Below are 20,350 nucleotides of genomic sequence, written 5' to 3' on the forward strand. Positions count from 1 at the left end.
CCGCATCGGCCATGACAGCCGCCCCCGTGTCGAAGCCCAATCCGCTCCTGGCCGCGGTCAAGACGCTGTTCCTGCGCGTCGGCGTGCTGCCTTTCTTCCTGGCAGCGGCGCTGATCATCTTCTCGCTTGTCTCGGCGCAGTTCCTGTCGGTGCAGAACCTCACCAATGTGGCGCGCCAGTCGGTCTATCTCGTACTGGTTTCGCTCGGCCAGATGCTGGTGCTGATCACCGGCGGCTTCGACCTGTCGGTCGGTACCACGATCGCCCTGACTTCGGTGGTCTCCGCGACCGTGATGGTGGCGCTCGCCGCCGCCATGCCCGATCTGGTCTGGATCGTGATCCTGATCGGGGCGGCGGCCGGCTTCGGCGCCGCATTGATCGTCGGCGCCCTCAACGGCATCGGCATCGCCCAGTTCGGCGTCTCGCCCTTCATCATGACGCTCGGTGTGCAGTCGGTGGGCGCCGGCATCGCGCTCTTCCTGACCGGCGGCGTGCCGGTCGCGAGCCTGCCTTACGCGTTCGGCAACTTCTTCGGTTTCGGCCGTGTCCTGGGCGTGCCCGTGCCGGTGCTGTTCGCCGTCGCCGCGATCGTCGCGATGTGGCTGATGATGAACCGTACGCGGCTCGGCGCGCATATCTACGCGGTGGGAGGCAATCTCAAGGCGGCCAACCTGTCGGGGGTGAACACCAAGCGGGTGCTGTTCCTCGCCTACGCAGTCTGCGCGCTGCTCGCCTCTCTGGCCGGCCTGCTGCTGACGGCGCGCGTCGAATCCGGCGAGACCAATCTCGGCGGCACGATCGCGCTGGAATCGATCGCCGCCTGCGTCATCGCAGGCGTCTCGCTGCGCGGCGGCATAGGCCGCGTCGAGAATGTCGTGCTCGGCGCCTTCTTCATCGTGCTCGTCCAGAACGGCATGAACATCGCCAGGATCGGCTCCTACATGCAGATGGTGCTGCTCGGCTCGCTGCTCATCCTCGCCGTCATCCTCGACCAGTTCCGCTACCGCATGCTTGTCGGCAACCGCTGACGCGCCAACACCATCGAAAGGGGAAACGAAATGTCAGCCGCCGTCCTCCATCCGACGCTCGCCGACCGCTTGTTCCGCGGCCAGTCCAGCCGAGTGCGCCAGGTGCTGCTCGCTTTCGGCGGCTCGCTGGCTCTCTGGGCCTCGGCGAAGATCCAGATTCCGTTCTATCCGGTGCCGCTTACCATGCAGACCTTCATGGTGCTCGTCATCGGCATGGCCTTCGGCCCGCGCCTCGGCACGGCGACCGTCGGGCTTTATCTCCTGCAAGGCGCGCTCGGCCTGCCTGTCTTCGCCGGAACCCCGGAGAAGGGCATAGGCCTCGCCTATATGGCCGGGCCGACCGGAGGTTATCTCATCGGCTATCTCGCCGCAGCGGCCGCCTGCGGTTTCCTCGCCGAGCGCGGCTGGGACCGGAAAGTCTCGACGACCGCGCTCGCCATGATCGCCGGCAACGCGCTCATCTACGTGCCCGGCCTGCTCAGGCTGGGCGCCGTCGTCGGCTGGGACAAGCCGGTGCTGGCCTGGGGGCTGACGCCCTTCCTGCTCGGCGATCTCGTCAAGCTGGCGCTGGCAGCGGCGCTGCTGCCGCTGGCATGGCAGGGCCTGCGGAACCGCTGACGAACCGAACCACGGTGGAGAGAGCCGGGCGGCCTCTCCGCCGGCCTCCCTCCCTTTGAACCTTTCAGGACTGGAGGGGCCAAGCCCATGAACTGGATCGGCAAGCCGCTGCGGCGCAAGGAGGACGGCCGCTTCATCACCGGCCAGGGTCAATATGTCGGCGATGTCGACATCGACGCAGCGGCCCTCTACGTGCTGCGCTCGCCGCACGCCAATGCGAGGATCGTGTCGATCGACATCCGCGCAGCCCGCGACATGCCCGGCGTGCTCGATATCATCACGGGCGAGGACATCGAGAAGGCCGACATCGGCGGCCTGCCCTGCGCCTATCCCGTCACCAACCGGGACGGCACCCCGATGGTCTTCCCGCACCATCCCGTCATTGCCAAGGACCGGGTCCTGCATGTCGGCGACCAGGTCGCCGCGATCGTGGCCGAGACGCTGGCCGAGGCTCAGTCGGCAGCCGAGGCGATCGAGGTCGTCTACGGGGTGCTGCCGTCGCAGACGAGCCTTGTCGGCGTGTTGGCGGAGGATGCTGCTCGCGTGCGGCCCGAACAGTCCGACAACCAGTGCTTCGACTGGGGGCTCGGCGACGAAACGGCCGTCGATGCGGCGATGGCGAGAGCGGAGCATGTGGTCGAACTCGACCTCGTACAGAACCGCGTGAACGCCAGCCCGATGGAGACCCGCAACACGCTCGGTCTCTACGACGCCGGGCGGGACGAATATACGCTCTACACCTCGACGCAGAACCCGCACTCCATCCGCGTCTGCCTCTCGGCGAGCACCCTCAAGATCCCGGAAGAACGCATCCGCGTGATATCGCCCGATGTCGGCGGCGGCTTCGGCATGAAGATATACCACTATGCCGAAGAGGTGCTCGTGCTGTTGGCTGCAAAGCGCCTGGGCCGGCCGGTGCGGTGGGAAGCGTCGCGCTCGGAGGCATTCCTGGTCGACACCTATGCGCGCGACCATTTGACGAAGGTCAGCCTCGGCCTCGACGCGGACGGCACGTTCGTGGCGCTCAAGGTGCACACGACAGCCAATCTCGGCGCCTATCTCTCGACCTTCGGCCCGTCGATCCCGACCTTCTTCTACGGCAATCCCTTCCCCGGACCCTATTCGGTGCGCGACATCTACATCCACGTCCAGGGCGTGTTCACCAACACGACGCCGGTCGATGCCTATCGCGGCGCCGGACGCCCCGAGATGACCTATGTGATGGAGCGGATCGTAGAGCAGGCCGCGCGGCAACTGGGCCAGGATCCGTTCGAGATCCGGCGTCGTAACGCCATCCCGCCCGAAGCGATCCCCTACAAGACGCCGTTCCTGCATACCTATGACTCCGGCGACCTGCCGGCCCTGCTCGACAGGACACGCGAAGCGGCCGATCTCGACGGCTTCACCGAACGCAAGGCGGCATCGGCGAAGAAGGGCCTGCTGCGCGGCCTCGGCGTCTCCTTCTATCTGGAATCCTGCGGCATGGGACCCTCCAAGCTGCTGATCGAGCAGGGCTTCACCGCGGGCTATTATGAAGTGGCGACGGTGCGCATCAGCCCGACGGGCGGCATCACGGTTCTGACCGGAAGCCATTCGCATGGACAGGGGCACGAAACGGCCTTCGCCCAGATCGTCGCGGAGAAGATCGGTATCGACCCCGCCCGGATCGAGATCATCCATGGCGACACCGGCCGCATGGCCTATGGCGTCGGGACCTACGGGTCGCGTTCTCTCTCGGTCGGCGGCAGCGCGCTGGCGATATGCACCGACAAGGTCGTCGCCAAGATGAAGAGGATCGCCGCCCATATGCTCGGCGTCGATGTGGCCGTCATCGAAGTGAGCGACGGCATCTTCCGCGCCAGCGGTACCAATCTCGCCAAGACGTTCGCCGAGGTGGCGCAACGTGCCTATGCACCGGTCGACTACCCTGCCGGCCTGGAACCGGGTCTCGACGAGACTTCCTATTTCGACCCCGAAGCCTTCACCTTCCCCTATGGCTGCCACATCGTGGAGGTCGAGGTCGATCCCGACACCGGCATGACGTCGATCTGCCGCTATCTGGCGGTCGATGATTTCGGACGCATCGTCAACCCGCTGATCGTTGCCGGCCAGATCCATGGCGGCGCGGCACAGGCGATCGGCCAGGCGCTGATGGAAAGTTGCGAATACGAGCCTGGAAGCGGTCAGCTTCTGACGGGCTCCTTCATGGACTACGCAATGCCGCGGGCACGCGACATTCCCGATATCGAGATGGAGGCGATGGAGACCATCTGCACCACCAACCCGATCGGCGCGAAGGGCTGCGGCGAAGCCTCGGCGATCTCCGGCCCGGCCGCGGTGATCAACGCGATCTGCGACGCGCTGCGTGACTATGGCGTGAGCCATGTCGACATGCCGGCGACACCCGAGAAGGTCTGGAGGGCGATCCGCTCGGCGGACAAGGCGGTTGCTGCGGAGTGAGGCTCACCGCATGGCAGCGGCGATCTTGATCTTTTCATCATGGGTAATGTCGGGCGCCCGGCTCGACCAATGGACGATCTCTGCTTTGTGGGATTCGCGAACGCGCCCGATAAACCGCCGCGTTTGTTCAGGGCGTCGCGGATGTCGTGCTCGCTGAGTTCGAGAATGTTGCATTCGACAAAGCTGTCATAGCCCAGGAATCCTCGATGATGTGGTTCTCGCGGCAACGGGAAGTTCGGCCTGAAACGCGGCCCTGAGTTGATTCGGAAAACCAGCTCTCGGCCGGCTCCACACACACGACCATTTTTGGCTTTGGCGGGTTCGTCGTCTGGTCAAAAATGCGGTTAACGTCCAACGCGGCGACGGCCATGCCATCACATGCGCATCAGGTACGCTGTCTCGCGCAGGTCTTCGACGAGGGCGTCACGGTACTCCGTCTCGTCGATCATGTCCTCGTACCGCATGATGCCAAGATTGGCGCGTTGCCAATCCGGACCATGCGTGGCAGCGGTACGCTCATTGAAACGTCATCGTTCGCGACGCGCGCAACGCTGCCCCCAGATGCTCCATGTTGCTTTCCGAGAGCGCGCCGATATCCGGCTCCTGGTTCCCGGTGAGACGTAAGTGATAACCGTCGAGCTGCCATGGGACCTGCTCGATGCCCAACTCCGCAAGCCAAAGCGGCTCGCTCTTCAGCATCACGTAAATCTCCAGCGGCACCGGGCCGAATTTCATGGCCTTGTAGGTTGCACCGAAGATCGGTCGGCCGAAGGCGTTCAGATGGCTCTTGTCGGCAAAGTAGCAACCCTTCAGTATTGGGTGCAGGTCGATCCCGGGTTGCTCGGAAATGATCCAGTGCAGCGCGGCCAGAGCCTTGGCAGGGGCAAATTTGAAACGGATCGGTTTCATGCGACTGCGTCATATAGGTTGAACAACGGGAACATCAACGTCGTGCTTCGCGCCGGCTGCCCGCTGGTTCCGTCAGCCCCCCTTAGTTCAATCCGCGGCCACGAGGCGCTCGCCGGCAAGGCTGACGTATCGTTGCACCGGCGGTTCCCAGCCGAGCGGGCGTACCGGGCTCTTGCGTTGGGGGACCGGCATAAGCAACCGGCGGCCGCGGGCCGGGTCGGCGACCGGGACGGCAGCGACCAGTTCCTTCGTATAGGCATGCTTCGGGTCCGCGAGCACGAGGCCGGTCGGGCCGGTCTCGACGATGCGCCCCTGGTCGAGCACGGCGACGCGATGGCTCATCCTCTCGACCACGGCGAAATCATGGGAGATGAAGAGATAGGCGATGCCGTATTCCTGCTGGAGTTCGCGCAGGAGTTCGATCACGCGGGCCTGGACGGACACGTCGAGGGCCGAAACGGGCTCGTCGGCGACGATGATGTCGGGACGCGACGACAGCGCTCGGGCGATGCAGATCCGCTGGCGCTGGCCGCCTGAGAATTGGTGCGGGAAACGATCGAGGCTGTCGGGGTCGAGACCGACGCGGCGCAGCAGTTCCACGGCGCGTTCGCGGCGCTCAGCCCGCCGCATGTCGCTGTGGATGGCCAACGGCTCGGTGACGAGGTCGGCGATCGACATGCGCGGATCGAGGCTGGCATAGGGGTCCTGGAAGACCATCTGGAGCGAGCGCCGGACCGGCCGCATCGCGTCGCGGCCGAGCCTGGTCACGTCGCGCCCGCCGACCACGATACGACCGGATGTCGGCTCGACCAGCTTCAGGATCGACCGGCCGATGGTCGACTTGCCGGAGCCGGACTCGCCGACCAGTCCGAGCGTCTCGCCCCGATCAAGGTGCAGGCTGACGTTGTCGACCGCATGAACCTCGGCGACCAGCCGCCGGAAAGGCCCCTTGCGCACGGGAAAACGCGTGACGAGATTCTCCACCTCCAGAACGGGCGGCGGCGCAACCGCCTCCATCTGCAAGGCAGGCGCGGCATACACCGGCGCGCCTGAGCCGAGCCTCGGCACGGCATCGAGAAGCGCCCTCGTATAGGCCGCCTGCGGCCGCGCGAAGAGCTCGCGCGTCGGCGCAGTCTCGACCCGCTCGCCGTCGCGCATGACGACGACGCGGTCGGCGAGTTCGGCCACGACGCCCATATCATGGGTGATGAAGATGACGGCCGTGCCCGTGTCCTCGCGCAGGGTGCGGATCAGGTCGAGGATACCGGCCTGGATGGTCACGTCGAGCGCGGTCGTCGGTTCGTCGGCGATCAGTAGCTTCGGCGCGCAGGCGAGCGCGATCGCAATCATCACGCGCTGCCGCATGCCGCCCGACAGCTCGTGCGGATACTGCCCGATGCGACGCTCGGGGTCGGAGATCCGGACCCGTTCCAGCATCCCGACGGCGAGCCGGCGCGCTTCGCCGAAACCAAGGCGGCGGTGCTCGATCAGCGTCTCCATGAGCTGGTCGCCGATGGTGAGCACCGGATTGAGCGAGGTCATCGGCTCCTGGAAGACCATCGACATGAGATTGCCGCGGATCGCCCGCATGTGGCGCTCGTCGAGGCCCGCGAGGTCGATCACGTCGTCGCCATGCCGGCGGAAGCGGATCGAACCGCTCTCGATGCGTCCGCCCTCGCGCTCGATCAGCCGCATCAGCGACAATGCCGTCACCGACTTGCCGGAACCGGACTCGCCTACGATGGCGAGCACCTCGCCCGGCGCGACCGAGAAAGACAGGTCGCGCACCGCGAGACGGCTGTGCCGGCGCGAGCGGAAGCCGACCGTCAGGTTGCGGACATCGAGCAACGGCACGGCGACCATGACGCTATTCCGCCGCCTGGGCAACGAGCCGTTGCCGGATCTCGGGATGCTCGTGAAAAGGCGGCAGCGGCGTGATCCAGCGGCGCGCGGTTTCCGCCGCCGAAAGCTCGGCGCGAAAACTGTCCTTGCCATGGACCGTCCAGCCGATCCTGTCGGAAAGTTCCAGCAGGGCCCAGGCGCCGGCCGGCTCCGGATGGGTGGTGAAGGTCTCGGTGAGCGACTGCAGCGTGAAATGCGGCTGGCCGCCGACCATGGTGAGCGTGTTCCAGTGGACATGGCCGGCAAAGCAGCAGACCGGGACCCGTGCCGTGGCGAGGATGGCGCGCACACGTTCGGCGCCGCCGGGATAGGTGGAGGCTTCGGGATTGCGTTCAAAATAGTAGTTGCCTGCCTGGGAGTGGCCGGAAATGGGTACATGGCTGAAGATGGCGAGCGGCTTCGTCGCTTGGCGCACGACGCCGGCGAGCCACAGGAGGTCGGCCTCGGTGAGCACAAAGCCGCCGGGGCGATGGATCCTGGAATCGGCGCGCCACAGCACGAGGGTCCAGTCGCCGAGGTCGATCGTCTGGTTGACGAGCGGCTGGCCCAGGATCTCGGCATTTTCCGCCACGGTGAGATGGTCGCGGTCGTGATTGCCGCAGATGTGGTGGACCGGCGCCTCGATCGCGCGGAAGACCTCGGCGACCTCCCGCTCCAGGAGCCTGTCCGTGGCCGTGTCGACATCCGAGATGCGGTCGCCGAGATCGATGACGGCGTCGGGGCGGACGTCATTGGCGAAGGCGGTGAAGCCGGCGAGCAGGTCGAGCGCGGCCGATCCCTTCTTGGTGAAGCTGTCCTGGCCGTGATGGATGTCGGCAACCAGGCAAAGTCTGAGCGCGGTCATGGTGTCCTCGTAACGGGAAGCAAAGGCACGGCCGGACAGCCCTAGAGCGCCGCGCGTCCATCTGGACGCGCAAAGGACGCTCTAGCGCTTTGAATCGACGCATCGGGCTTTCCGAGAATCGTGTACGATTTTCGGGCCGATGCGGAGGGCTGTCCGGCCGCGCATCGGGGTCAGTTGGCGGCGAAATCGATCGAGCCGGCGCGGAAATCGAGCACGTAGGGAATGTGCCCCGGCTTCGGCGCCCAGTTGACTGATTTGCGCAGCCCCCAGGATTCATAGGGCTGGTAGAGGACCAGGAAGGGCGGGTCCTTTCTGATGCGCTCCATCAGGTCGGCATAGGCGGCGCGGCGATCTTCCAGACTGTCGGAGAAACGGAATTTCTCCCAGGCTGCGGCATAGTCGGCATCCGGCTTGAAACGCCCCTCGCCTTCCGACGGACCGCCCGGCGCCCACATGACGCCGAAGGAACCGAAGGGATCGGCGAAATAGAGCGGGTTCGACCAGTTGCGCACATTCATGGTCGGGTCGTTGCCGGTCCATTTGTCGTCGACATTGATGGCGAGCTTCACGCCGATGCCGGCCCACATCTCCTGGATCGCCTGGGCGGCCAGAAGCCCGTTGGTGTAGTAGACCGCCGAAGTGTCGAAGCGGATCTCTTCGCCCTTGTAGCCGCTCTCGGCAAGCAGCTTCTTCGCCTCTTCGGGATCATATTCGAAGGTCTTCAGCTCCGGCATATAGAGGGGGCCGAACTGCGGGTAGGTGTGGCTCGAAGGCACCACGGCCTTGCCGAGCCAGAGGGCCTCGTTCAGCGTGTCGCGGTCGACCGCCAGCGAAAGGGCGCGGCGGAACTTCGGGTCCTTCATCTTCTCGTTCTGCGTGTTGAAGATGAGGACGTGAAAGAGCGGCGTCACCATGCCCTCCACCTTGAGGTTCTGGTCGGCCTCGATCGTGGAGAGCTGGTCCGGGGGCACGTTGGTGATGACGTCGACCTCGCTGTTTTTCAGCGCGGTGATGCGGCTCGCCATTTCGGGCACCTTCAGCACAGTCACCTTGTCGAGCGGCGCGGGCTCTCCCCAGAAGGCATCGTGGCGCTGCCAGACGAGCCTCTCGCCCGGGATGAACTCGGCGATCCTGTATGGGCCGGTGCCGACCGGAGCGAGCGAGAAGGCTTCATAGTCGCTGTCCTCGGCGAGTTTCGGATCGCCGGTCAGGCCCTTGGTGTAGTCCTCGGGGATGACCATGAGCTGCTGCATGTTGATGAGCGTCTCCCACAGAGGCTCCGGCCGCTTGACATGGACGCGCAGCGTGAAGTCGTCGACCTTTTCCGCCTTGTCGAAATTTCCGAGCCGGTCCTTGGCGCGCACCTGGTAGGGCGGGAAGCTCGACTGGAACATGCGGTTGAAGGAAAAGACCACGTCGTCGGCCGTCATCGCCTCGCCATTGTGGAAGGTGACGCCCTCGCGCAGTTTGAACTCCATGACGGTCGGCTCGACCAGCTGCCAGGAGAGCGCCAGCCCGGGCTTGAACTTCGGTTCGGACGAGGCGTAGTCGCGCTCGATGAGCACGTCGAAGCTGTTGTAGTAGAATTGCGACCCGACATTGGAATGGTCGCGGCCGGGATCGAGATAGGGCGCCATATTGGCCGAGCCGACCTTGAGTTCGATGGCGCCGGCAGTTCCGGGCAGAAGCGCGGCGACGGCGGCGAGCAGTGCCTTGCGGAGCATGTGTGCTTCCTTTCGAGGGTTGTCGATTTCATTGGCCGGGCGGTTCGTCCCGCCTCTTCTTCCGGTTTCAGCGATCACGCAGCCGCACGTCGGTGCGGTCGCGCAGGAAGTCTCCCAGCATCTGGACGACGAAGGTGATCATGACGATGAGCAGTGCCGGCGCGGCGACGACCCAGGGTGCCGAGGGCATGTAGTCTCGCCCCATGCCCACCATCGAGCCGAGCGTGGCGGCCGGCGGGCGCAGGCCGAGCCCAAGAAAGGAGAGCGTCGATTCCAGGAGCACGATGTTGGAGAAGTTGAGCGTGAACATCACCACGACGGGCGAGACGATGTTCGGCACGACGTGGCGGAGCGCGATCCGGGCATCGCCGGCGCCGGCGGCAAGGGCGGCCTCGATGAAGGGCATGCCGCGCAGCTTGACCACCTCACCACGCACGATGCGCGCATACTGCTCCCAGTAGGCGATGCCGAGCACGACGATCAGCACCTGCAGATCGCCGCCGAACAGCGCCACGGCAAGAAGCGCTATCAAGGTGAAGGGCACGGCGATCTGGATATCGACCAGCCCCATGATCAGGTCGTCGACGAGACCGCCGGCCAGTCCGGACAGAAGCCCGAGCGAACCGCCGAGGAGGAGGCCGATCATCGCGCCGAGAAAGGCGACGGAGAGGGTGAGCCGCAGCCCGTAGAGGCAGCGCGACAGGATATCCCGGCCGAGCTCGTCGGTGCCGAGCAGGTAGTCGGGCCGGGCGCGTTCGAAGCCGACCGGCGGACGCAGCCGAGATAGCAGGCTCTGGGCGTTCGGATCGAACGGGGCGATCAGCGGCGCCGCAACGGCGCAGACAACAAGCGCGAGTGCCAGCAGCAGCGAGAGCCGCATGATCCAGTCCGCTTCGGACCAGAATTCCCGGAGCGCCGCGAGGTATCGCGGCGTCCGTCCGGCGCGGGCAACAGGACGATCGGCTGTGGTGTCCGTCATGCCGGCTGCCTCTCAGACCTTTGCCAGGCGCACGCGCGGATCGGCGAGCCCATAGGCGATGTCGACGACGAGATTGACGACGATCACGACCACCGCCACGCACAACACGCCGAACTGCAGAACGGGATAGTCGCGGCTGAGCGCGGCCGAGACGAGCAGTTCGCCCATGCCGCGCCAGGCGAAGACAGTCTCGACCACGACATTGCCCGCGGCCACGAGGGCCGCGACCTGAAGTCCGACGACCGACAATATGGTGATCAAGGCGTTGCGCAGCGCATGCTTGAAAATGACCTTGCGCTCACGCAGCCCCTTCGACCGCGCGGTGCGCAGATAATCCTGGCTCAGCACGTCGAGCATGGCGTTGCGGGTGAAGCGCGTCAGACCGGCAATGTAGAAGGCCGACAGCGCCAGGACGGGCATGACATAGTTGGCCAGGGTGGCGTTGCCGGTCGACGGGAGCCAGCCCAGCCAGAATGAGAAGATCAGCAGCAGGAAGATGGCGAGGATGAAGTTCGGCACGGCGTAGCCGAGAAAGGCGACGGTCATGATGCCGCTGCCGATCCACGACTTGCGATAGACCGCGGCCAGCACGCCGGCGGGTATGCCGACCAGGAAGGTCACCAGCAACGCGCTGCCGATCAACTGGAGGGAGGGCATGATGCGCTCGGCCATGATCGTCACCACCGGCCGGCGTTCGACGAGCGAGATGCCGAAATTGCCGTCGACGAAGGCATAGAGGAAGCGGCCGTACTGGACCCAGATCGGCTGCGACAGGCCGAAATAATCGATCATGCGCTGCCGGTCCTCGGCGCCCAGTCCCTCGCCGGCGATGAAGTCGACGGCGTTGCCGGAGACCCGCGTTGCGAAGAAGACGGCGGTCACGATCGCGAAGACGGTGATGCCCATCCTGAGCATCCGGCTGGCGGCATAGTCGAGCAAATCCCGGCTCCGTTTTTCGTCTTGACCTGTCGAGATCATCTAGACAAGTTGTGTATCGGACGCGTAACGGGCACATGATCGTTTTGTGACGATCCACAGAGGGCGCAGCGGCATGGACAAGGCCTCGAACGAGAGACCCGCACTTCGGCGCGGCGCCGGCGTCGCGGTCTGGCGCCAGATCGAGACGGACATCGAGGTGGACATTCAGACCGGGCTCTACGGACCCGGCGACAGGCTGCCCAGCGAGCATGAGCTCGTCGGCCTTTATGGCGTCAACCGGCACACGGTGCGCATGGCCCTTGCCAAGCTTGCCGGGCGCGGCATCGTGACCGCGCACAAGGGGCGCGGCGTCTTCGTCGCCGGGGAGCCCTTCGAATACAGGCTCGATCGCAATGCCAAATGGAGCGAGGTGGAGAAGCGCTTCGACGCCCGGCCGAGCGGCCGGCTGGTCGACAGCTACCGGCGACCTTCGACGGCGCGACTGTCGCGCATGCTGGGCCTCGGCGCCGGCGCGGAACTCTTGGTGACGGAAAGCGTGCGCACGGCCGGCGCCGACCTGGCCACCTATGGATACCACATGTTCGACGCCGAGCGCTTCGACGGCATCGAGCAGAGTTTCGCCGAAAGCGGCAGCTTCACCCAGGCGCTTTCCCGGCACGGCGTCGGCGAGTTCTTCCGTGCCTCGACCTGGATCGACTGCCGCATGCCGCGCCCGCGCGAGGCGGCAGCACTCGGTATTCCGGTCGAGGCGCCCGTGCTGGTGATGACCTATGTCGACTGCGACGCGGCGCGCAAGCCGATCCTTCTCGGCCACGCCATCATCCCGCAAGGACGCCTGCGTTTCCGCATCGACAGCGATTTCGAAGCGGCCTGACCATTTCCGGTCCAGGGCGTCGCCGGACGACGCAGAATGCGGCCGGACCATGGCGCCCGAGCGCTACAGCATGGGTGGCAACAACTAATCCATTGGGACTAGCGGGCGGCTTAAATCCCCAGTCCGTGCCTCCCCCGATCGATGATCTATCCTGAGGCCGACCGCCGCCCGACAATGAGCGCTCGACAAGACCGGTCAAATGCCAAGACTCGGGTAGCGTTCAAAAAATGGGTGACCTGGATCTCCGCTTCTATCTGTCGATACTGCTGCGCCGCGCGCCCTACTTCCTGGCGACGGCTGCTGTCGTCGTGGTCGCCTCCGCTGTCGTCTCCCTGTTCCTTCCTGAGGTCTACCGCGCCAGCTCCAAGATCCTGGTGGAGGCGCCGCAGATCCCCACGGCACTGGCCCGGTCGACCGTTCCCACGACGGCTCTCGAACAGTTGCAGATCGTCCAGGAGCAGGCGAACACCACCGACAATCTGGTCGCGCTCGCTCGAAAGCTGAATGTCTATGGCAGCGACGTCGCCGGGCTCTCCGATGCCGACATCGCCAAGGACATGCGAGCGCGCACCAGCTACGAGCAGGTATCGCCCCCCGCCCAGGAAGTGACCGTCGTGGAAATCTCCTTCGATGCGCCGAATCCGGTTCTTGCCGCCGATGTCGCCAATGAGATCGTGTCTTTCATCCTGCACAAGAATGCCCGGCAACGCGCCGACCGCGCTGGTGACACGGCACAGTTCTTCGAGGCCGAGGTCGAGCGGCTCAAGACGGAACTGACGAAGGTCGAGGCCGACCTGCTGAAATTCAAGACCGAGAACAGGGACACGATGCCGGACAGCCTGGAATTCCGCCGCAGCCAGCAGGCCGCCCAGCAGGAAAGGCTGATGATGCTCGAGCGCGAGGAGGCCGAGTTGCGCAGCCGGCGGAACAACCTCGTTCGCACCTATGAAACGACGGGGATCATCACGAAATCGGGCCCCCTGACGCCGGAGCAGCAGATGCTGCAGGACCTGAACCGGGCCCTGTCGGACCAGCTGGCGATCTTTTCGGAAGAGAGCCCCAACATCCAGGCGCTCAGGAAACGCATCGCCGCCGTACAGGAGAGCCTCCGGGAACGGCAGGCGAACAGCGAGAGCGGGAATTCGGGCAGCAAGCTGGCGATGTCGGAGCTCGACTTCCAACTCGCCGACATCGACGACAGGCTCCGCTACATCGCCAAGCAGAAGCCTGTCATCACCACTGATCTCGCAGAACTCGCAAAGACGATAGCGGCCACTCCGGGCAAGGAGACGCTTCTGTCCGCGCTCGAGCGGAACCGGCAGAACATCCAGACGCAATACAATACGGCCGTGGCGCGGCTGGCCGAGGCCTCGACCGGTCAGGAGATCGAGATGCGCTCGAAAGGCGTCCGGTTCTCCATCCTGGAGCCGGCGACGCCGCCGGAATACCGGCTCAGCCCCAATCGCAAACGCATTGTGGCCGCTGGCGGCCTCGGCGCGATCGGACTGGGCCTAGGCATCGTCGTCCTGCTCGAACTGCTCAACAAGACCATACGGCGTCCGATCGAGCTGACCCAGACGCTCCAGATCCAGCCGCTCGCGACGATCCCCTACATCGTCGGTCCTGGCGAGTTGCGAACCGGCCGGCTCCGGCGGCGTCTCGCCGGCCTCGTCGGGCTGGGGGCCTCCACTGTGATCTCGCTGATCGTGGTTCGCGCGGCGATGGCCGGGTTCACGCCTGACGCCATGCCCGGCATCATCGACCTCGCAAATCTCGTCTAGCCGTCCAGAAGCCGCCCAACAGGGAACGGAGTACCATGGAGCGAATACAGGCAGCACTGCAGAAGGTCCGCGAACAGCGCGGGTCGGATCAGGCGGCGGAACAGACCTTCTCGTCATGTCTGCGTCTGGGCAGCGAAGTGGCGTGGGAAAACCTGCCGAGGACCGTCGCCGATCCCAAGCTCCTGGCGCACAACCGCATCGTGACCGCCTATCGGTCCGACGCCGCCCATGTCGCCTTCGACATGCTTCGCACTTCTGCGCTGCAGAGCCTGCGGGAGAACAACTGGACGGTTCTCGCAGTGACGTCGCCGACGCCGGCCTGCGGCAAATCGGTCGTGAGCCTCAACCTTGCCTTCAGTCTCGCCAACCAGAAGGAATGCCGCACGGTCCTGATCGACCTCGATCTGCGGCGGCCTCAGATCGGTAAGCTGCTCGGCGCCAAGACATCCGCATCGATGGAGAGCTTCCTCGCCGGACGCGCGGACGTGGAGGACGTCTTCGTCCGCTACAGCGACAATGTCGCAATCGCATCCAACAACCGCCCGGTGCGTTTCTCGGCCGAGCTGCTGGCCAGTTCGGATGCAGCCAAGGCGCTGAAACGCGTGAGGCAGAAGCTCGATCCCGATGTCGTCATCATCGACATGCCGCCGATGCTGAGCAGCGACGACGTGCAGGCCTTCGCCCCCAATGTCGACTGCTCGCTTCTGGTGCTGGCGGCGGAGATGACCACGATACGGGAGGCCGACATCTGCGAACGCAAGCTTGCGGACAAGACCAATGTGCTCGGCGTGGTCCTGAACAAATGCCGCTATACACCGGACAAATACGGCTACTGACCGGAAACAAGATGCCGAGAGGCGGGGTCATGGGTTCATGACGGCGAGCCACTTCCAGATCTATTCCCGTCATTTCGGGCTTCGCGAGCGTCCGTTCAGCCTGCTGCCCGACCCGGATTTCCTGTTCTGGTCAGCCAACCATACCAAGGCCTACGCCATGCTGGAATACGGCATCGCGACTTTGGCTCCGATCACCGTGATCACGGGCGAGATCGGGGCCGGCAAGACGACCCTGATCCGCCAGTTGCTACGGGCCGCGCCTCGGGACCTGCGCATCGGCCTGGTCTCCAACGCCCTCGGCCATCGCGGCGGCCTGCTCCACTGGGTGCTTTCCGCGCTCGGCCGGGACGTAGCCGCCAAGCTGCCCTATGCACGGCTATTCGCCCTTTTCGAGACCTTGCTGCGCGACGAACTTGCCGCCGGGCGCCACACGGTCCTCGTTTTCGACGAGGCCCAGAACCTGTCCGCCCGGATGCTCGAGGAGCTCCGCTGCTTCTCCAACGTCAACGGCGAAAAGGACGAACTCCTGCAGATCGTCCTCGTCGGCCAGCCAGAGCTCAACCGCATCATCGGGCAGCCGCGGATGCTGCAATTCGCCCAGCGCGTTTCGGCGCAGTTCCACCTCCACGGCCTTTCCGCCGAGGCGGTGCGGGGCTACATCGCCCATCGCCTCAAGATCGCGGGAACCGAGCGCGAGATCTTCACCCCAGCCGCATGCGATCTCGTCCATCTGGCGAGCCGCGGCCTGCCGCGTGTCATCAACCAGATCTGTGACTATGCGCTCGTCTACGCCTTCGCAGACGACCTGGCGGCGATCGACGCCGATCTGATCCGGGACGTGGTCGCGGACCGGCACAACCTGCCCCTCAATCTGGACGGCGCGGCGGTGTCGGCCCGTGCCGAGGTCCAGGCGCCGTCGCTGTCCCCGGGCATCGCCAAATAGTGTCGTCCAGGCATGTCTGACGTTGACGCGGTGCGCCGGCGAGTCATCCAACCGGTCCAGCCGCGGAACAGCGTGAAGCTGCGTCAATACATCCCGCAGACGCCGTGAACGAGCCGCCCCTGTGATCGCGCGGTGGGCAGGGCCGCGCTCGCGACTTTGCGCTCACCGATCTCATTTCCTTCATCATTTCAGCGTGCTCGGCGCCACCCGCATCATTGCGGCGGAATTGCGACTGCAAGAGCGTCACACTCCTTCACTTTTGTTGATTTGCGACGTCACGAGCCTATGCATTAGCAGGCACTACAGTAGCGTAGGCTTAATCAATTTGATCTAGCCACGATACCCAGAAGTAGTGCGCGCGCCGTCAGGGGCGTGAAACGAAAAGGATAGAAGAATGGCAAGCAAGTTCCCAGACGCGTCGAATACCGGCGTGCCCGCTGGAGTAACGCTGACCCCGTCCGGCTCGATCGTCGTCACCAAGGCGGGGACGGTGCTCAAGAACCTCGATATCAAGGGCGACATCTATGTCATGGCGCCCAACGTTACCATCGAGAACTGCCGCATCACGACCAGTTCCTGGCAGGGCATCAACACCAACGGCAGTGCCGGCGGGCTCGTGGTACAGAACTGCGAAATCAACGGCCAGGGCAAGATGGCCGGCTCCTACGGCATCATGGGCCACGGAACCTTCATCGGCAACAACATCTACGGCTTCGAAAACGGCATCGGCCTCAGCGGCGGATCCGGCGGCATCGTCAAGGGCAACTTCATCCACGACCTGCAAGCCCCCGGCTCCGATCCCCACTATGACGGCATCGCCATCCAGGGCGGTCAAAGCAACGTGCTGGTCGAGGGCAACACGGTGTTCGCGCGTGACACCTCGAACATCTTCATCAAGAACGATTTCGGGCCGATCTCGGACGTCAGGGTGAACAACAACTATCTCGCCGGCGATCCCGGGATCATGATCTATGTCGACGGCCGTGCCTCCGGCGGCCCGATCACCGGCGTCTCGATCACCAACAACTACATGGAGAAAGGCTACTACGACTACTTCTCCATCGACAACAGCTCGCCCGTGATTTCCGGCAACGTCTACCTCAAGGAAGGACAGTCTCCCTACGACGTCGGCGGCGGAAGCACCGGCGGCACAGGCGACGGGAGCACGACCGTCAAGACGATCATGGGGACAGCGGGCCACGACATCATGCCTGCCACCGGCATCTCCAACAGCGGCAGCGAGAAATATTACGGCCTGGCCGGCAACGATACGCTGCGTGGCGGCGCCGGTGCGGACCATCTCGACGGCGGCGCGGGGTACGACGCAGCAAGCTATGCCGGCTCGAATGCCGGCGTTACCGTCAGCCTGTTGACCGGGAAAGGTACGGGCGGCGATGCCCAAGACGAAACGCTTGTCAGTATTGAAAATCTTATGGGGTCTGGCCTTGCGGACAGACTGTACGGCAACTCAGGCAACAACGTGCTGAATGGCGGCGCCGGCGCCGACTATCTCGACGGCGGCAACGGGATAGACACAGCGAGCTATTCCGGATCCAACGCGGGCGTCACCATAAATCTCGCGACGGGCAGGGGCACCGGCGGCCACGCCCAGGGCGACACGCTCGTCAACATCGAGAACCTCAACGGATCGCACTTTGCCGACAAGCTCTACGGCAATGCCGGCAACAATGTACTCAAAGGTGGAGCCAGCGCTGACTTTCTCAGTGGCGGGGCCGGTGCCGACTATCTCGATGGTGGTAGCGGTGGGGATGCGGCCAGCTACGCAGACTCCAATGCGGGGGTGACGGTAAGCCTCCTGACGGGCAAAGGCTCTGGTGGCCACGCCCAAGGAGACACCCTTCTGAACATCTGGAACCTGGTCGGATCGCGCTTTGCCGACAAGCTCTACGGTAATGCCAGCAACAATGTCCTCGTAGGTGGAGCCGGTGCCGACTATCTTCACGGCGGCGACGGCAGCGATATGGCGAGCTACTCCGGCTCCAACGCCGGTGTGACGGTCGACCTCAGGACCGGCAAGGGCGCTGGCGGCCATGCCCAGGGCGATACGCTGGTGAGCATCGGAAACCTGAAGGGGTCGAGCTACCACGACAGGCTCATTGGCAACGACAACGCCAATCTGCTCGATGGCGCAGTCGGAAACGACACACTATATGGCCTGGGCGGCAACGACGTTCTGAAAGGCGGAGCCGGCAACGATGTCTTGATCGGCGGCGCCGGCAAGGATACCTTCGTCTTCAACACCGCTCTCAACGCCGCGACGAATGTCGACAGGATCACCGACTTCTCCGTGGTCGACGACGTCATCCATCTGGAGAATGCGGTGTTCAAGGCGTTGGCCGCGACGGGCACGCTGTCGAGCGGCTATTTTGTCAAGAACACCACTGGTCTGGCGCAAGATGCCAACGACCACATCATCTACGAAACCGATACGGGCAAGCTGTTCTACGATTCGAACGGCAGCGCAGCGGGCGGCTCGGTGCACTTTGCGACGCTCAGTCCGAGTCTCAACCTGACGGCTGCCGACTTCGTGGTGATCTGACGCGAGCAGTTGGCGTCTCCATGTCGGACGGCGTGGAGGGCTCTCGGCAAAACAATGGAAGGCCGGCGCATGCGCGCCGGCCTTCTTCTTTTCGCCCTCATCATCAGGCGCCCAAGCGGGGCTCGACATCATCGGAATAGGTAGCCATTTCAACCTTTGACGATAATCACTCGTAGGACGAACCCCTTTAACGTTCCACCCCTATGGCCGAGCACTTTCTAACGTCGAAACGCCGGGTGGGAGAATGAAGACCGAACATGCTGACCTCGCACGGACCGGACGACGGGGTCCGGATCGGGATCGCATTTCAGGCGAGGCCCGATACCTGCTCAACAATGACGAAGGGTACCGTTGGCTGGTCAGGGAGGCGCAGGTCGCAGCGGTCTCGCTGGACGCCGGGACGACACTGGCCCGGGTCGCCGACGCAGCGCGTTTCGCAGCCGGCTTCCATACCGGCCGCTTCGCGGACGGCTCGATCGAGAACCTGGCGCTGCATATCGGCGCCTCGCTCATGGATCGAAGACCTGCCCCGTTCTCGAGCGCCAAGCCGTCAGGGCGACGCAGGGTCCTTCAGTTCGCCTCCCATCTGGCTCGGATCGGCGGACATACGCGCATGCTCCAGAACTGGATCAAATACGATCCGGACTCTTGCCATACCGTGGTCGTCAGTTCCCAGGGCGGGCGGGACGTTCCGGCCAGCTTCATCGATGCCGTTTCGGAGAATGGAGGCCATCTGGAGTTCCTGCCCGAGGAAGCCGGTCTCATCGAGAAGTCGCTCCGGCTGCGGCAACTGGCAAGAGAGCATGCCGACCTCGTGATACTGCATCACGACAGCAGCGACGTCGTGCCGACGGTTGCCTTCGCTCTTGACGACCTGCCTCCGGTTGCCGTGCTCAACCATGCCGACTTCCTGTTCTGGCTGGGCAGTTCGGTTGCGGACTTCACCATAAACCTGCGGCAGTCGGCCGCCGACCGGAGACGACAAGTCCCGGTCGAAGCCCTGCTGCCGGTGCCGCTGGCTGAATCCGAGAGACACCTGTCGCGGGAGAAGGCCCGAGAGATCCTCGGCATTCCCGACAATCAGGTGGCGCTCCTGAGCATAGCGCGCGCCATGAAATTCCTGCCGTCGGGCGGACAGAACTTCGTCGCCACGGCCGGCCGGATCCTGGACCGCGATCCCCGCGCCCATCTCTACCTCGTGGGAGCGCGTCGCGAGGACATACGCCCCGGCCTCGGAGCCGACCCACATGAGCGCATTCACTTCGTGGGCCCGCTGGACGATCCCAGCGCCTGGCGGGCCGCCGCAGACATCTATCTCGAGTCGTTCCCGTTCGGTTCGTCGACGGCCCTGCTCGAGTCCACATTGTTCAGTCTGCCGGTTGTCCGCGCCTACGATTCCCCCTGCCGGCTCCTCGTCACAGATGACGATGCCATCAAAGAGGTCGTGTCCAGCCCGGTGAACGAGCAGGGCTACATCGAGCAGGCCGTCGCGCTCATCGCGGACGCTGATCGACGCGCCGCAGAAGGACATGCCCTGGCGGCACGCATACGGCAGCAGAACATGGGGCCGGCATGGAAGCGCCAGCTCGACGAGATCTATCGCCTGGCGGAAAAGACCCGGCATCATCCAAGGAGAATAGCCCCGACAACGTTGGTCATCTCGGAGGAGGACATAAGGCTGAGCAACTGGATGCTGCGCGACCAAAGAGGGCTTCCGTCCCTCTCAGGATCGGGCCTCGACGGCAACTTCCTCCTTCATCGTATCAGGACCGCACGGGAAGCCGGCCGCTACGACATCGCCCGTCGATGTGCATGGAAGATCCTGACCGAGAAGCCGCTCTTGCCGGCGGCTTGGCGGCAACTCGCCGCAAGTTGTGCCGGACGCTAGGCCGTCAGGCTCAGCCAAGCGGCTTCGGCTCTCCATTCCCTCGGCCGGAAGCCATGCGACATGAC

The 20,350-nt window shown here is 64.6% G+C and carries 15 protein-coding genes; 9 read left to right on the forward strand and 6 right to left on the reverse strand.

What is annotated here, in order from left to right:
- The first annotated feature begins 11 nt into the window (after positions 1–11).
- The 3 genes from JN280_RS36940 to JN280_RS36950 all read left to right on the forward strand — a co-directional run bounded on the left by JN280_RS36940 (position 12) and on the right by JN280_RS36950 (position 4,106).
- Entirely contained in the window at positions 12–1,028 is a 1,017-nt protein-coding gene (locus JN280_RS36940) for an ABC transporter permease (protein WP_202315274.1), read from the forward strand.
- Positions 1,029–1,058: 30 nt separating this feature from the next.
- A complete protein-coding gene (locus tag JN280_RS36945) occupies positions 1,059–1,646 on the forward strand; it encodes a biotin transporter BioY (protein WP_202309125.1) in 588 nt (195 codons plus the stop codon).
- Between the two features lie 87 nt (positions 1,647–1,733).
- Positions 1,734–4,106: a xanthine dehydrogenase family protein molybdopterin-binding subunit gene (locus tag JN280_RS36950; protein ID WP_202309126.1), complete on the forward strand. Its 2,373-nt coding sequence runs from the start codon at positions 1,734–1,736 to the stop codon at positions 4,104–4,106.
- A gap of 516 nt (positions 4,107–4,622) precedes the next feature.
- Here the strand turns inward: JN280_RS36950 and JN280_RS36955 are convergent.
- The 6 genes from JN280_RS36955 to JN280_RS36980 form a co-directional block, all read right to left on the reverse strand.
- Complete coding sequence (locus JN280_RS36955) at positions 4,623–5,015, reverse strand: Panacea domain-containing protein (protein ID WP_202309127.1); 393 nt, start codon at positions 5,013–5,015, stop codon at positions 4,623–4,625.
- Between the two features lie 87 nt (positions 5,016–5,102).
- Entirely contained in the window at positions 5,103–6,878 is a 1,776-nt protein-coding gene (locus tag JN280_RS36960) for an ABC transporter ATP-binding protein (RefSeq protein ID WP_202309128.1), read from the reverse strand.
- 4 nt (positions 6,879–6,882) lie between these two features.
- Positions 6,883–7,761: a metallophosphoesterase family protein gene (locus JN280_RS36965; protein ID WP_202309129.1), complete on the reverse strand. Its 879-nt coding sequence runs from the start codon at positions 7,759–7,761 to the stop codon at positions 6,883–6,885.
- Between the two features lie 170 nt (positions 7,762–7,931).
- Positions 7,932–9,485: an ABC transporter substrate-binding protein gene (locus JN280_RS36970; protein WP_202309130.1), complete on the reverse strand. Its 1,554-nt coding sequence runs from the start codon at positions 9,483–9,485 to the stop codon at positions 7,932–7,934.
- A gap of 67 nt (positions 9,486–9,552) precedes the next feature.
- Entirely contained in the window at positions 9,553–10,464 is a 912-nt protein-coding gene (locus tag JN280_RS36975) for an ABC transporter permease (RefSeq protein WP_202309131.1), read from the reverse strand.
- Between the two features lie 12 nt (positions 10,465–10,476).
- Positions 10,477–11,403 (reverse strand): ABC transporter permease, encoded by a 927-nt coding sequence (locus JN280_RS36980; RefSeq protein WP_244742638.1) that lies wholly within the window; start codon positions 11,401–11,403, stop codon positions 10,477–10,479.
- A gap of 112 nt (positions 11,404–11,515) precedes the next feature.
- Between JN280_RS36980 and phnF the strand changes: the two genes are divergently transcribed.
- The 6 genes from phnF to JN280_RS37010 all read left to right on the forward strand — a co-directional run bounded on the left by phnF (position 11,516) and on the right by JN280_RS37010 (position 20,285).
- Positions 11,516–12,277: a phosphonate metabolism transcriptional regulator PhnF gene (gene phnF, locus JN280_RS36985; protein ID WP_202309133.1), complete on the forward strand. Its 762-nt coding sequence runs from the start codon at positions 11,516–11,518 to the stop codon at positions 12,275–12,277.
- Between the two features lie 227 nt (positions 12,278–12,504).
- Positions 12,505–14,058 carry a GumC family protein gene (locus JN280_RS36990; RefSeq protein WP_202309134.1) on the forward strand — a complete coding sequence of 518 codons (1,554 nt, stop codon included), beginning with the start codon at positions 12,505–12,507 and terminating at the stop codon, positions 14,056–14,058.
- 35 nt (positions 14,059–14,093) lie between these two features.
- Positions 14,094–14,894 carry a CpsD/CapB family tyrosine-protein kinase gene (locus tag JN280_RS36995; protein ID WP_202309135.1) on the forward strand — a complete coding sequence of 267 codons (801 nt, stop codon included), beginning with the start codon at positions 14,094–14,096 and terminating at the stop codon, positions 14,892–14,894.
- A gap of 37 nt (positions 14,895–14,931) precedes the next feature.
- Positions 14,932–15,837, forward strand: a complete 906-nt coding sequence (locus JN280_RS37000) for an ExeA family protein (RefSeq protein WP_202309136.1) — start codon at positions 14,932–14,934, stop codon at positions 15,835–15,837.
- 394 nt (positions 15,838–16,231) lie between these two features.
- Entirely contained in the window at positions 16,232–18,397 is a 2,166-nt protein-coding gene (locus JN280_RS37005) for a calcium-binding protein (protein ID WP_202309137.1), read from the forward strand.
- Between the two features lie 244 nt (positions 18,398–18,641).
- Positions 18,642–20,285 carry a hypothetical protein gene (locus tag JN280_RS37010; RefSeq protein WP_202309138.1) on the forward strand — a complete coding sequence of 548 codons (1,644 nt, stop codon included), beginning with the start codon at positions 18,642–18,644 and terminating at the stop codon, positions 20,283–20,285.
- Positions 20,286–20,350: the final 65 nt, after the last annotated feature.

This window comes from Mesorhizobium sp. L-8-10 (genome assembly GCF_016756635.1).
Lineage (GTDB): Bacteria > Pseudomonadota > Alphaproteobacteria > Rhizobiales > Rhizobiaceae.

Coding starts and splice junctions, on each gene's coding strand:
- JN280_RS36940 (WP_202315274.1), top strand. CDS start 12: ATGACAGCCGCCCCCGTGTCGAAGCCCAATCCGCTCCTGGCCGCGGTC.
- JN280_RS36945 (WP_202309125.1), top strand. CDS start 1,059: ATGTCAGCCGCCGTCCTCCATCCGACGCTCGCCGACCGCTTGTTCCGC.
- JN280_RS36950 (WP_202309126.1), top strand. CDS start 1,734: ATGAACTGGATCGGCAAGCCGCTGCGGCGCAAGGAGGACGGCCGCTTC.
- JN280_RS36955 (WP_202309127.1), bottom strand. CDS start 5,015: ATGAAACCGATCCGTTTCAAATTTGCCCCTGCCAAGGCTCTGGCCGCG.
- JN280_RS36960 (WP_202309128.1), bottom strand. CDS start 6,878: ATGGTCGCCGTGCCGTTGCTCGATGTCCGCAACCTGACGGTCGGCTTC.
- JN280_RS36965 (WP_202309129.1), bottom strand. CDS start 7,761: ATGACCGCGCTCAGACTTTGCCTGGTTGCCGACATCCATCACGGCCAG.
- JN280_RS36970 (WP_202309130.1), bottom strand. CDS start 9,485: ATGCTCCGCAAGGCACTGCTCGCCGCCGTCGCCGCGCTTCTGCCCGGA.
- JN280_RS36975 (WP_202309131.1), bottom strand. CDS start 10,464: ATGACGGACACCACAGCCGATCGTCCTGTTGCCCGCGCCGGACGGACG.
- phnF (WP_202309133.1), top strand. CDS start 11,516: ATGGACAAGGCCTCGAACGAGAGACCCGCACTTCGGCGCGGCGCCGGC.
- JN280_RS36990 (WP_202309134.1), top strand. CDS start 12,505: ATGGGTGACCTGGATCTCCGCTTCTATCTGTCGATACTGCTGCGCCGC.
- JN280_RS36995 (WP_202309135.1), top strand. CDS start 14,094: ATGGAGCGAATACAGGCAGCACTGCAGAAGGTCCGCGAACAGCGCGGG.
- JN280_RS37000 (WP_202309136.1), top strand. CDS start 14,932: ATGACGGCGAGCCACTTCCAGATCTATTCCCGTCATTTCGGGCTTCGC.
- JN280_RS37005 (WP_202309137.1), top strand. CDS start 16,232: ATGGCAAGCAAGTTCCCAGACGCGTCGAATACCGGCGTGCCCGCTGGA.
- JN280_RS37010 (WP_202309138.1), top strand. CDS start 18,642: ATGAAGACCGAACATGCTGACCTCGCACGGACCGGACGACGGGGTCCG.